This is a genomic window from Pseudomonas sp. HMSC067G02 (assembly GCF_001813485.1).
Lineage (GTDB): Bacteria > Pseudomonadota > Gammaproteobacteria > Pseudomonadales > Pseudomonadaceae > Pseudomonas > Pseudomonas aeruginosa.
In genome coordinates, this window is the sequence record NZ_KV812632.1 from 311,497 (window position 1) to 324,198 (window position 12,702).

A 12,702-nucleotide genomic window follows, 5' to 3' on the forward strand; every position below is an offset into this window, starting at 1 on the left:
CGCGACATCCATCAGGAATGGGTAGCGAATCTGACCGGCCCGTCACATTTGGTAGGGACCTCAAACCAGCACCGAGGGCTAGGATCAGCCCGCTTCGAAATGAATCCGGTTCTGGAAAAAAGGACTTGTCATGAAACACTACTCAGCCACCCTGGCACTCCTGCCACTCACCCTCGCCCTGTTCCTGCCCCAGGCAGCCCATGCCCACGGCTCGATGGAAACGCCGCCCAGTCGGGTCTACGGCTGCTTCCTCGAAGGTCCGGAGAATCCCAAGTCGGCCGCCTGCAAGGCCGCCGTCGCCGCCGGCGGCACCCAGGCGCTGTACGACTGGAATGGCGTCAACCAGGGCAACGCCAACGGCAACCACCAGGCGGTGGTCCCCGACGGCCAGCTCTGCGGCGCCGGCAAGGCACTGTTCAAGGGCCTGAACCTGGCTCGCAGCGACTGGCCCAGCACTGCCATCGCGCCGGACGCCAGCGGCAACTTCCAGTTCGTCTACAAGGCCAGCGCGCCGCACGCGACCCGCTACTTCGACTTCTACATCACCAAGGACGGCTACAACCCCGAGAAGCCGCTGGCCTGGAGCGACCTGGAACCCGCGCCGTTCTGCTCGATCACCAGCGTCAAGCTGGAGAACGGCACCTACCGGATGAACTGCCCGCTGCCCCAGGGCAAGACCGGCAAGCATGTGATCTACAACGTCTGGCAGCGCTCGGACAGCCCGGAAGCCTTCTACGCCTGCATCGACGTGAGCTTCAGCGGCGCCGTCGCCAACCCCTGGCAAGCGCTGGGCAACCTGCGCGCGCAGCAGGACCTGCCGGCCGGTGCCACCGTCACCCTGCGCCTGTTCGATGCCCAGGGCCGCGACGCCCAGCGTCACAGCCTGACCCTGGCCCAGGGCAACAACGGAGCCAAGCAATGGCCGCTGGCGCTGGCGCAGAAGGTCAACCAGGACTCCACCCTGGTCAACGTCGGCGTGCTGGATGCCTACGGGGCGGTCAGCCCGGTGGCCAGCTCGCAGGACAACCAGGTCTACGTGCGCCAGGCCGGCTACCGCTTCCAGGTCGACATCGAACTGCCGGTCGAGGGCGGCGGCGAGCAGCCGGGCGGCGACGGCAAGGTCGACTTCGACTATCCGCAAGGCCTGCAGCAATACGACGCCGGGACCGTAGTGCGCGGTGCCGATGGCAAGCGCTACCAGTGCAAGCCCTACCCGAACTCCGGCTGGTGCAAGGGCTGGGACCTCTACTACGCCCCGGGCAAGGGCATGGCCTGGCAGGACGCCTGGACCCTGCTGTAACGCCCTCGACTGCCGCCCGCTCCGGGCGGCAGTCGTTTTCGCCGCCAGGCACCCGCCGCGAGACGGCGAATCCGCGCAACGGTACAGTCCCCCGGCGAAACCCTGGCTACGTGTGCCTGTTCAATCTGCCGTGCGCTCCCTAGGCTGGTCCGACCACCAGCACGGGGAAACCACGCATGCCTTTTTCTCTCGCCTCCCTCCAACAGGCCGCCGCCATCGTCCACCAGAGCCTGCCGCCGACGCCGCAGATACGCTGGCCACTGCTATGCGAGGCACTGGGTTGCGAAGTGTGGATGAAGCACGAGAACCACCTGCCGGTGGGGGCCTTCAAGCTGCGCGGCGGCCTGGTGTATTTCCACCACCTGGCGCACCAGGGTGAGCGGCCGGCCGGCGTGATCAGCGCCACCCGCGGCAACCACGGCCAGTCGGTGGCCTTCTCGGCGAGCCGCTACGGCATCCAGCCGATCATCGTCGTGCCGCACGGCAACAGCCGCGAGAAGAACGCGGCGATGCGCAGCCTCGGCGCGGAGCTGATCGAGCATGGCGAGGACTTCCAGGCCTCCCGCGAATACGCCGCCGAGCGCGCCCGGCACGAAGGCCTGCACCTGATTCCGGCGTTCCATCCCTGGCTGGTGGCCGGGGTCGCCAGCTACAGCCTGGAGTTGTTCGCCGCGCTGGCCGACCTTGACGAAGTCTACGTGCCGATCGGTATGGGTTCGGGCATCTGCGGCCTGATCGCCGCGCGCGACGCGCTGGGCCTGAAGACCCGCATCGTCGGCGTGGTGTCCGCCCATGCGCCGGCCTACGCCCTGTCGTTCGAGGCCGGCACGGCGATCAGCCACCCGGTCGACACCCGCCTGGCCGACGGCATGGCGTGCAGTACGCCGGACCCGAGCGCGCTGGAAATGATCCTGGCCGGCGCCGATCGCCTGGTGCGGGTCAGCGACAGGGAGATCGGCGCGGCCATGCGCCTGTGCTTCACCAGCACCCACAACGTCGCCGAGGGCGCCGGGGTGGCGGCGCTGGCCGCCGCCTGGCAGGAGCGCGAGCGCCTGAAGGGGCTGAAGGTAGGCCTGATCCTCAGCGGAGCGAACGTCGACCGCGAGGTATTCGCCGAGCAACTGGCCGCCGGCGACTGAGCCGGCGCCGCTAGGCCAGCCCCGCGAGGAGCAGCAGCCACCAGGCGAGCACCAGCAACTGCACGAAGAAGCCGGCGAAACGCAGCCAGACGAACAGCGCGGAGGTGCTGACCAGGTGCATCAGCGACTGGAACAGCCGGGCGCCGAGCACCAGTGGCGCCAACGGGTCGGTCAGGCTGCTCTGCCCGCTGGCGATCGCGTAGAGCAGCGCGCCGGCCAGCAGCGGCAGGTTCTCCACGCAGTTGGCATGGACTCGCACCAGCCGCTGGCCGAAACCGCCAGGCGTGTTGCTGCCATCGGCGGCGAAGGCGTTCACCGCCATCCGCCCGCCGAGTACCAGCAGGCCGCGCTGGCTGACCAGCAGGAAGACCAGCAACAGGGTCCAGGCGATCAGGCCGAGCAGGCAGATCGCGCTAGGGCTGAGAAACATGGATGACGCTCCTTCTATTGTCTTGTCGTGGGAAGGATGAAGCGTCTGGATTCTAGGCCGGCTAGAGCAATTGCTCTATTCGCAGTCCGCCGTCCTTAAGTCGTGTTCTGCCGGTACGCCGCTCGGCCCCGATGTCCGCCGTCGGCGGATGCGTAACCGGACGACCCACTGCCCGCGGCTTTCCGAACGGACAAAGAAAAGCCCCGCCGAAGCGGGGCCTTCCTTGCACGCAGCACTCAGGGCTGTCTTCTCATCAGAGCGAATCGAGATAGCGCTCCACATCCAGCGCGGCCATGCAGCCGGCGCCGGCCGAGGTGATCGCCTGGCGGTAGACGTGGTCGGCCACGTCGCCGGCGGCGAACACACCCGGTACGTTGGTCGCGGTGGCGTTGCCTTCGCGCCCGCCGTTGACCACCAGGTAGCCGTCCTTCAGGGCCAGTTGCCCTTCGAACAGCGAGGTATTGGGAGTATGGCCGATGGCGACGAACATGCCATCCACGGCGATCTCCTCGCTGCCACCATCGCGGTTCTTCAGGCGCACTCCGGTGACGCCCATCGTGTCGCCAAGCACCTCATCGACCTCGGCGTTGAGCTTGAGCACTATCTTGCCTTCGGCGACCCGCGCCTGCAGCTTGTCCTGGAGGATCTTCTCGGCGCGGAAGGTCTCGCGACGATGCACCAGGGTCACCCGGCTGGCGATGTTGGCCAGGTACAGGGCCTCTTCGACAGCGGTATTGCCGCCGCCGATCACCGCCACTTCGCGGTTGCGGTAGAAGAAACCGTCGCAGGTGGCGCAGGCCGACACGCCCTTGCCCATGAACGCCTGCTCCGACGGCAACCCCAGGTAGCGCGCGCTGGCACCGGTGGCGACGATCAGTGCGTCGCAGGTGTAGGTGCCATTGTCGCCGCGCAGGGTGAACGGCTTGCCGGCCAGGTCCACGGCATGGATGTGGTCGAAGACGATCTCGGTCTCGAAGCGCTCGGCGTGCTCCTGCATCCGCTGCATCAGTGCCGGGCCGGTCAGGCCGTGGGGATCGCCCGGCCAGTTGTCGACCTCGGTGGTGGTGGTCAACTGGCCGCCGGCCTGCATGCCGGTGATCAGCAGCGGCTTGAGGTTGGCACGCGCGGCGTAGACAGCCGCGCTGTAACCGGCGGGACCGGAACCGAGGATGATCACTCGGGCGTGGCGGAGGGTATCGGGCATCTCGTCGGACTCCTGCCGACATCAGCGTCGGCGCGAATAAAAACGGGGCCACCAAAGCACATGGGGAAGGCTTGGAAGGAGCGGTCGCCCCGGAAAAAGGTCGGTCGGGCACACTTCGCGCCCGGCAGCGGGATCACAGTGCCTCGGCGTTCTCGGCCAGGTACGAGGCCACGCCCTCGGCGCTCGCCTTCATGCCCTTCTGGCCCTTGCGCCAGCCGGCCGGGCAGACCTCACCGTGTTCCTCGGTGAACTGCAGGGCCTCGACCAGGCGCACCATCTCGTCCACCTCGCGCCCCAGCGGCAGGTTGTTCACCACCTGGTGCTGGACCACCCCGGCGCGGTCGATCAGGAAGGAGGCACGCAGGGCCACGCCGTCTTCGTGCTCGATACCGTAGGCGCGGGTGATCTCGTGCTTGACGTCGGCGACCATGGTGAACTCGACCGCGCCGATGCCGCCCTTCTCCACCGGCGTGCTGCGCCAGGCGTGATGGGTGAACTGCGAGTCGATGGAGACACCGACCACCTCGACGCCCAGCTCGCGGAACTTATCCATGCGGTTGTTGTGGGCGATGATTTCCGAGGGGCAGACGAAAGTGAAGTCGAGCGGCCAGAAGAACAGTACGACGTACTTGCCGCGCAGGCTGGAAAGCTGGAAGGCATCGACGATGGAACCGTCGCCGAGGACCGCGGCGGCAGTGAAATCGGGGGCTTGCTTGTTGACCAGTACGCTCATCGCGAGGCTCCTAGAAGGTTGGGTTCCGCCCGGCGACGCCAGGCTCCCGGAAGAATATGCAGCGCAGGTTACCCAGCCACGACGATGCATTGAAATGTCGAATTTCAATTCGCACGATAGAGTCAGCCTATGCTCTCAACCTGCGGCTAGACTCATGCTGTCGCCCATTACCCGTCCTCACCGCATGCCCCTACGCACACGCCTGCTCTGGCTGTTCCTGCCGTTGCTGGCCGCCAGTCTCGGCGGTATCTGGCTCTTGTCGGAAAGCATCCTGCTGAGCCGTTTCGACCGAGAGGACCAGCAACGCCTGCAAGAGGGCGCCACCGTCCTGCACAACCGGCTGGACTTCGAGTTGAAGCGCCACCTGGACATCGTTCGCACCTACGCCTGGTGGGATGCCAGCTACGACTTCATCCAGCGCCCCAACGAGACCTTCGAACAGGAAAACCTCGACCACGAGATGCTCGACGACCTGGGATTCGACTTCGTCCTGTTCCTCGACGACCGGGGTCACCTGCAACTGAAGCAGTGGTCCCCGCCCGCGCCCGACCAGCGCGTGCTCTTCGGCGCCCCCTCGGCGAGCGACCAGGCCCTGCTCGAGGCACTGCAGCAACGCGCCATCCGCCTCGGCGCGCTGGACTTTCGCGGACGCACCGACCACAGCCTGAGCGAGCTGCTGCTGGTCGACAACCTGCCGACCCTGCTGGTCAGCGTGCCTATCAGCAACAACCAGGGTAGCGCGCCGGCGAAGGGCGCGATCCTCGCCGGCTACTTCCTTGACCGGGAACGCCTGGCCAACCTCCGCGAACAGATGCAGGCCGACCTGCAACCGATGCCCAACATCGCCACCGACGCCACCTGGAAGCCGCTGCGCAGCCGCAGCGGCAGTACCCACAACCAGGCCCTGCTCAGCCCACGGCGGTTCATCGGCGAACATGTCCAGCAGGTCTCGGTGCAGTACCTGAGTTCCAGCGGCGAGCCGCAGCTGCGCTTCGACATCACCAAGAAACGCCTGCTCTACATCCAGGGCGAGAAGGCCATCAACTTCTTCCTCGGCGCCTCCCTGCTGGTCGCGCTGGGCGCTTTCCTGGTCGGCTACCTGGCCCTGGAGCTGTGGGTCCTGCGCCGGGTCCAACGGCTCAACCGGGAGGTCGCCGAAGTCGGACGCAACGCCCACTCGATACGCCTGAGCGACTTCGGCAACGACGAGCTGGGACAACTGGCGGGCGAGATGAACCAGATGCTCGAGCGCCTGGAACACAGCGAGGCGCGCGACCGGGCGATCCTCCAGTCGATGCGCGACGGCTACTTCGAAATGGACGTCGACGGCGTGATCCTCACCGTCAACCCCGCGCTCTGCCAACTGCTCGGCCAGACGCGCGAAACGCTGATCGGCCATCCCTACTACGAACTGCTCGGCGAAGACGACCTGGCGCGTGCCCGCCAACCCTTCCAGCGCGCCATGCAGAGCGGCGCAGGCAAGACCTTCGCCATCCCCCTGCAGCGCGCCGACGGCAGCCTCGGCTACTTCGAGGCCACGGTTTCGCTGATCCACGACCTGCAGGGCGAACTACGGGGCTACCGCGGCATCGTCCGCGACGTCAGCGACCAGATCGCCTACCAGCAGCAATTGCTGGAAATGGCCTACCGCGACCCGCTGACCGGCCTGGGCAACCGCAAGGCCTTCGACGAACAGCTCGGCCAGGCGTTGCTTCGCGCCGGCTCCGGCGGAAGCGAACTGGCGCTGCTGTACCTGGACCTGGACCGCTTCAAGGAGGTCAACGACCGCTTCGGCCACGACATCGGCGATGCCCTCCTCAGGACCGTCGCCGAACGGGTACGCAGCACCCTGCGGCAGCCGGACAAGGCCTACCGCCTGGGCGGCGACGAATTCGCCGTGCTCCTCGAGGACAGCCAGGAAAACAATCCGCAGCGCCTCGCAGAACGCCTGCTGGCGGCGCTGGTCCAACCGATCGCGCTGAATGGCGAACGCATCGACTTCGTCACCCCGAGCATCGGCATCGCTCTCTACCCGCGGCATGCCGGCGATGCCGAAGGACTGGTCCGTGCCGCCGACAGCGCCATGTACCAGGCCAAGCGCCAGCGCAACCACTATTGCCTGTACCAGGCGCCAGCCTGAAATGCGCGGTCAAACAGGCTCTGTCGCGGGCTTTCGCCAGTCTGCTAAGGTTTCAGCCCGCATCCCATCGGAGAACCATTCCCTATGCCAGCCCTGAGCGGCCCGCAATACCTCGGCGAAGGCCTGAAGCTGATCATGCGTCCCGGCCTGCGCCTGTTCGTGCTGATCCCCCTGACCCTCAACCTGCTGGTGTTCGCCCTGCTGATCGGCTTCGCGATGCAGCAGTTCAGCCACTGGGTCGACCTGCTGATGCCCAGCCTGCCCGACTGGCTGAGCTTCCTGCAGTACATCGTCTGGCCGCTGTTCGTCCTGCTGGTGCTGGTGATCGTGTTCTTCACCTTCACCATGGTCGCCAATATCATCTCCGCGCCGTTCAACGGCTTCCTCTCGGAAAAGGTCGAGGTGGTGGTTCGCGGCCGCGACGACTTCCCGCCGTTCAGCTGGGCCGAACTGCTGGCGATGATCCCGCGCACCATGGGTCGCGAGATGCGCAAGCTCGCCTACTTCCTGCCGCGCGCGCTGGTGCTGCTGGTGCTGAGCTTCGTGCCCGGGGTCAACCTGATCGCCACGCCGCTGTGGATCCTCTTCGGCATCTGGATGATGGCGGTGCAGTACATCGACTATCCGGCGGACAACCACAAGCTCGGCTGGAACGAGATGCTCGCCTGGCTGCGCAGCAAGCGCTGGGCGTGCATGGGTTTCGGCGGGATGACCTACCTGGCGCTGCTGATCCCGCTGGTCAACCTGGTCATGATGCCCGCCGCCGTCGCCGGCGCCACCCTGTTCTGGGTCCGCGAGGAAGGCGAGAAGGCGCTGGTGAAATAAGCATGCGCCCGGTGTCCGCTGTCGGCATTGTCAGGCGAGCGTCAGCGCCCTGACAGCCGGCGTCGGGCACACTACGAATGCCCTCGGGAGCGTCGGCGCAGGCCGCAGCCGAGACCTGCGCCAGCCCTTGCAGACCGGCTCGACGCTGCCGAACCGACTGGCCGCCGGTGCTTCCCCACGCAGGCGGCCTTTTTTTACCCCCCTGCCTTGCCGTCCATGCAGGATGGCCGGCGCTCACCCCCTTCCTGTCCGCTACGCCCCCCCTCGACGCCGCCACCCTGGCACTACAGTGGCAACCAGGCGAGGCAGGCTCCGGCCCGCTTTCGATGACCACCGTCCCCAGCCCGCCCAGCGGCGGAAAACAAGAAGAGGGCCGCCATGTCACGTTCCGCATTCACCGCGCTCTTGCTGTCCTGCGTCCTGCTGGCGCTCTCCATGCCTGCCACGGCCGACGACCTGCCCTACCGCTTCGGCCTGGGCAAGGCGGACATCACCGGCGAAGCCGCCGAAGTCGGCATGATGGGTTACTCCTCCCTCGAACAGAAGACCGCCGGCATCCACATGCGCCAGTGGGCGCGTGCCTTCGTGATCGAGGAAGCGGCCAGCGGCCGTCGCCTGGTCTACGTCAACACCGACCTGGGGATGATCTTCCAGGCCGTGCACCTGAAGGTCCTGGCCCGGCTCAAGGCGAAGTACCCCGGTGTCTACGACGAGAACAACGTGATGCTCGCCGCCACCCACACCCACTCCGGTCCGGGCGGCTTCTCCCACTACGCGATGTACAACCTGTCGGTGCTCGGCTTCCAGGAAAAGACCTTCAACGCCATCGTCGACGGCATCGTCCGCTCCATCGAGCGGGCCCAGGCCAGGTTGCAGCCCGGCCGCCTGTTCTACGGCAGCGGCGAGCTGCGCAACGCCAGCCGCAACCGTTCGCTGCTGTCGCACCTGAAGAACCCGGACATCGCCGGCTACGAGGATGGCATCGACCCGCAGATGAGCGTGCTCAGCTTCGTCGACGCCAACGGCGAGCTGGCCGGCTCGATCAGTTGGTTCCCGGTGCACAGCACCTCGATGACCAACGCCAATCACCTGATCTCCCCGGACAACAAGGGCTACGCCTCCTATCACTGGGAGCACGACGTCAGCCGCAAGAGCGGTTTCGTCGCCGCCTTCGCCCAGACCAATGCCGGCAACCTGTCGCCCAACCTGAACCTGAAGCCCGGCTCCGGTCCCTTCGACAACGAGTTCGACAACACCCGCGAGATCGGTCTGCGCCAATTCGCCAAGGCCTACGAGATCGCCGGCCAGGCCCAGGAGGAAGTGCTCGGCGAACTGGATTCGCGCTTCCGTTTCGTCGACTTCACCCGCCTGCCGATCCGCCCGGAGTTCACCGACGGCCAGCCGCGCCAGTTGTGCACCGCGGCCATCGGCACCAGCCTGGCCGCCGGTAGCACCGAAGACGGTCCAGGCCCGCTGGGGCTGGATGAAGGCAACAATCCGTTCCTCTCGGCCCTTGGCGGGTTGCTCACCGGCGTGCCGCCGCAGGAACTGGTGCAATGCCAGGCGGAAAAGACCATCCTCGCCGACACCGGCAACAAGAAACCCTACCCCTGGACGCCGACGGTGCTGCCGATCCAGATGTTCCGCATCGGCCAGTTGGAACTGCTCGGCGCCCCCGCCGAGTTCACCGTGATGGCCGGGGTGCGGATCCGCCGCGCGGTGCAGGCGGCCAGCGAAGCGGCCGGTATCCGCCATGTGATCTTCAATGGCTACGCGAATGCCTATGCCAGCTACGTCACCACCCGCGAGGAATACGCCGCCCAGGAATACGAAGGCGGCTCGACCCTCTACGGCCCCTGGACCCAGGCCGCCTACCAGCAGTTGTTCGTCGACATGGCGGTGGCGCTGCGCGAACGCCTGCCGGTGGAAACCTCGGCGATAGCGCCGGACCTGTCCTGCTGCCAGATGAACTTCCAGACCGGAGTAGTGGCCGATGATCCCTATATCGGCAAGTCCTTCGGCGACGTGTTGCAACAACCCAGGGAAAGTTATCGCATCGGCGACAAGGTGACCGTCGCTTTCGTGACCGGACATCCGAAGAATGACTTGCGCACCGAGAAGACTTTCCTGGAAGTGGTGAATATCGGCAAGGATGGCAAACAGACGCCCGTGACCGTTGCCACCGATAATGACTGGGATACCCAATACCGCTGGGAGAGAGTGGGTATATCTGCCTCGAAAGCGACTATCAGCTGGTCCATTCCACCAGGGACCGAGCCCGGCCATTACTACATCAGGCACTATGGCAACGCGAAGAACTTCTGGACCCAGAAGATCAGCGAAATCGGCGGCTCGACCCGCTCCTTCGAGGTGCTCGGCACCACTCCCTAGCGGGCTCCAGCCAAGGTTTCGAGATTCGCCAGCCAACTTTATGACGCATGAAAGTCGTCAAATAAAATGTGATTTAAAACACATGAACAAGTGACCTTTCATTCAGCCGACAAGGGCATGGAACTCCATTTCCGTGCCCTTTGTTTTTATCCCGAAAAACTTCTCAAGTTGTCGCTCAAGGTCATATCGAAGTCGCTTTCGGGATCAACCGATAAATTATCGCCATGAAACCATCGGCTCGCTGTATTCCCTGCCGGAAAAACAGCGAAGACGATTAATCATCTCGAAACAAGAAGTACGCAGATTGATGGAAATCAAAAAACCACCCGGGAAATAAAACGATGACCGAAAACTGGAAATTCCGCCGTCGAACCTTTCTCAAGCACGGCGCCCAGGCCGCTACCCTGGCCGGCCTTTCCGGGCTGTTCCCGGAGACGCTCCGGCGCGCCCTGGCCGTCGAGCCGGACATCCGCACCGGAACCATCCAGGACGTCCAGCACGTGGTCATCCTGATGCAGGAGAACCGCAGCTTCGATCACTACTTCGGCCACCTCAACGGCGTCCGCGGCTTCAACGACCCTCGCGCGCTCAAGCGCCAGGACGGCAAGCCGGTCTGGTACCAGAACTACAAGTACGAGTTCTCCCCCTATCACTGGGATACCAAGGTCACCAGCGCCCAGTGGGTGAGTTCGCAGAACCATGAATGGTCGGCCTTCCACGCGATCTGGAACCAGGGCCGCAACGACAAGTGGATGGCGGTGCAGTACCCCGAAGCCATGGGCTACTTCAAGCGCGGCGACATTCCCTACTACTACGCCCTGGCCGACGCCTTCACCCTGTGCGAGGCCTACCACCAGTCGATGATGGGCCCGACCAATCCGAACCGCCTCTACCACATGAGCGGACGCGCCGCCCCCAGCGGCGACGGCAAGGACGTACACATCGGCAACGACATGGGCGACGGCACCATCGGCGCCAGCGGCACGGTGGACTGGACCACCTATCCCGAGCGGCTAAGCGCCGCTGGCGTGGACTGGCGGGTCTACCAGGAAGGCGGCTACCGCTCCTCGTCACTCTGGTACCTGTACGTCGACGCCTACTGGAAATACCGGCTCCAGGAGCAGAACAACTACGACTGCAACGCCCTCGCCTGGTTCAGGAACTTCAAGAACGCTCCGCGCGATTCGGACCTCTGGCAGCGCGCCATGCTCGCCCGCGGCGTCGACCAGTTGCGCAAGGATGTGCAAGAAAACACGCTGCCGCAGGTGTCCTGGATCGTCGCGCCCTACTGCTACTGCGAGCATCCCTGGTGGGGCCCCTCGTTCGGCGAGTACTACGTGACCCGGGTGCTCGACGCGCTGACCAGCAACCCCGAGGTCTGGGCCAGGACCGTGTTCATCCTCAACTACGACGAGGGCGACGGCTTCTATGACCACGCCAGCGCCCCGGTGCCGCCGTGGAAGGATGGCGTCGGCCTTTCCACGGTCAGCACCGCCGGCGAGATCGAGGCATCCAGCGGACTGCCCATCGGGCTCGGCCACCGCGTCCCGCTGATCGCCATCTCGCCCTGGTCGAAGGGCGGCAAGGTCAGCGCCGAAGTGTTCGACCATACCTCGGTGCTGCGCTTCCTCGAACGCCGCTTCGGCGTCGTCGAGGAAAACATCTCGCCCTGGCGGCGTGCCGTCTGCGGCGACCTGACTTCGCTGTTCGACTTCCAGGGCGCAGGCGATACCCAGGTCGCCCCCGACCTGACCAACGTCCCGCAGAGCGACGCGCGCAAGGAGGACGCCTACTGGCAGCAGTTCTACCGGCCCAGCCCCAAGTACTGGTCCTACGAGCCCAAGAGCCTGCCCGGCCAGGAAAAGGGCCAGCGCCCTACCCTCGCGGTGCCCTACCAGTTGCACTCCACGCTGGCCCTCGACATCGCCGCCGGCAAGCTGCGCCTGACCCTGGGCAACGACGGCATGAGCCTGCCGGGCAATCCGCAGGGACACTCCGCTGCGGTATTCCAGGTGCAGCCGCGGGAAGTCGGCAATCCGCGTTTCTATACCGTGACCAGCTATCCGGTGGTCCAGGAAAGCGGAGAGGAACTGGGCCGGACCCTCAACGACGAACTCGACGACCTGCTCGACGCCAACGGCCGCTACGCCTTCGAGGTGCACGGCCCCAACGGCTTCTTCCGCGAGTTCCACGGCAACCTGCATCTCGCCGCGCAGATGGCGCGGCCCGAGGTATCGGTCACCTATCAACGCAACGGCAACCTGCAGTTGAACATCCGCAATCTCGGCCGCCTGCCGTGCAGCGTGACGGTGACGCCGAACCCGGCCTATACCCAGGAGGGCAGCCGTCGCTATGAACTCGAACCGAACCAGGCGATCAGTGAAGTGTGGCTGTTACGCAGCAGCCAGGGCTGGTACGACCTCAGCGTGACCGCCAGCAATACGGAAGCCAACTATCTCCGCCGCCTGGCCGGACACGTCGAGACCGGCAAGCCGAGCAGGAGCGATCCATTGCTCGACATCGCAGCGACCTGAAGCGAG

9 protein-coding genes are annotated in these 12,702 nt (G+C 65.5%); 6 read left to right on the forward strand and 3 right to left on the reverse strand.

Translation table 11 applies throughout. The features are described from left to right. Positions 1-130 precede the first annotated feature (130 nt). Positions 131-1,300 (forward strand): chitin-binding protein CbpD, encoded by a 1,170-nt coding sequence (cbpD, locus tag HMPREF2914_RS05470; protein WP_003109418.1) that lies wholly within the window; start codon positions 131-133, stop codon positions 1,298-1,300. 176 nt (positions 1,301-1,476) lie between these two features. Further along, positions 1,477-2,439 (forward strand): threonine dehydratase, encoded by a 963-nt coding sequence (locus tag HMPREF2914_RS05475; RefSeq protein WP_003140849.1) that lies wholly within the window; start codon positions 1,477-1,479, stop codon positions 2,437-2,439. A gap of 10 nt (positions 2,440-2,449) precedes the next feature. Here the strand turns inward: HMPREF2914_RS05475 and HMPREF2914_RS05480 are convergent, their stop codons facing one another. The 3 genes from HMPREF2914_RS05480 to HMPREF2914_RS05490 form a co-directional block, all read right to left on the reverse strand. After that, positions 2,450-2,869 (reverse strand): MAPEG family protein, encoded by a 420-nt coding sequence (locus HMPREF2914_RS05480; RefSeq protein WP_003085846.1) that lies wholly within the window; start codon positions 2,867-2,869, stop codon positions 2,450-2,452. Between the two features lie 253 nt (positions 2,870-3,122). After that, a complete protein-coding gene (gene trxB, locus HMPREF2914_RS05485; RefSeq protein ID WP_003134313.1) occupies positions 3,123-4,073 on the reverse strand; it encodes a thioredoxin-disulfide reductase in 951 nt (316 codons plus the stop codon). A gap of 133 nt (positions 4,074-4,206) precedes the next feature. Further along, positions 4,207-4,806: a peroxiredoxin gene (locus HMPREF2914_RS05490; protein ID WP_003085842.1), complete on the reverse strand. Its 600-nt coding sequence runs from the start codon at positions 4,804-4,806 to the stop codon at positions 4,207-4,209. 184 nt (positions 4,807-4,990) lie between these two features. Here HMPREF2914_RS05490 and HMPREF2914_RS05495 point away from each other — a divergent pair, with 184 nt between their 5' ends. The 4 genes from HMPREF2914_RS05495 to HMPREF2914_RS05510 all read left to right on the forward strand — a co-directional run bounded on the left by HMPREF2914_RS05495 (position 4,991) and on the right by HMPREF2914_RS05510 (position 12,696). Next, positions 4,991-6,946, forward strand: coding sequence for a sensor domain-containing diguanylate cyclase (locus HMPREF2914_RS05495; RefSeq protein ID WP_023980572.1), 1,956 nt, complete (start codon positions 4,991-4,993; stop codon positions 6,944-6,946). An 84-nt stretch (positions 6,947-7,030) separates the two neighbouring features. After that, a complete protein-coding gene (cysZ, locus tag HMPREF2914_RS05500; protein WP_003085838.1) occupies positions 7,031-7,771 on the forward strand; it encodes a sulfate transporter CysZ in 741 nt (246 codons plus the stop codon). 378 nt (positions 7,772-8,149) lie between these two features. After that, a complete protein-coding gene (gene cerN / locus HMPREF2914_RS05505; protein WP_023092165.1) occupies positions 8,150-10,162 on the forward strand; it encodes a ceramidase CerN in 2,013 nt (670 codons plus the stop codon). Positions 10,163-10,503: 341 nt separating this feature from the next. After that, entirely contained in the window at positions 10,504-12,696 is a 2,193-nt protein-coding gene (locus HMPREF2914_RS05510; RefSeq protein ID WP_023092166.1) for a phosphocholine-specific phospholipase C, read from the forward strand. Positions 12,697-12,702 lie beyond the last annotated feature (6 nt).

What these genes read in the sequence shown, in the direction of transcription:
- cerN (WP_023092165.1), top strand. Translation starts at nt 8,150, where the DNA reads ATGTCACGTTCCGCATTCACCGCGCTCTTGCTGTCCTGCGTCCTGCTG.
- HMPREF2914_RS05490 (WP_003085842.1), bottom strand. Translation starts at nt 4,806, where the DNA reads ATGAGCGTACTGGTCAACAAGCAAGCCCCCGATTTCACTGCCGCCGCG.
- HMPREF2914_RS05495 (WP_023980572.1), top strand. Translation starts at nt 4,991, where the DNA reads ATGCCCCTACGCACACGCCTGCTCTGGCTGTTCCTGCCGTTGCTGGCC.
- HMPREF2914_RS05475 (WP_003140849.1), top strand. Translation starts at nt 1,477, where the DNA reads ATGCCTTTTTCTCTCGCCTCCCTCCAACAGGCCGCCGCCATCGTCCAC.
- cysZ (WP_003085838.1), top strand. Translation starts at nt 7,031, where the DNA reads ATGCCAGCCCTGAGCGGCCCGCAATACCTCGGCGAAGGCCTGAAGCTG.
- cbpD (WP_003109418.1), top strand. Translation starts at nt 131, where the DNA reads ATGAAACACTACTCAGCCACCCTGGCACTCCTGCCACTCACCCTCGCC.
- trxB (WP_003134313.1), bottom strand. Translation starts at nt 4,073, where the DNA reads ATGCCCGATACCCTCCGCCACGCCCGAGTGATCATCCTCGGTTCCGGT.
- HMPREF2914_RS05510 (WP_023092166.1), top strand. Translation starts at nt 10,504, where the DNA reads ATGACCGAAAACTGGAAATTCCGCCGTCGAACCTTTCTCAAGCACGGC.
- HMPREF2914_RS05480 (WP_003085846.1), bottom strand. Translation starts at nt 2,869, where the DNA reads ATGTTTCTCAGCCCTAGCGCGATCTGCCTGCTCGGCCTGATCGCCTGG.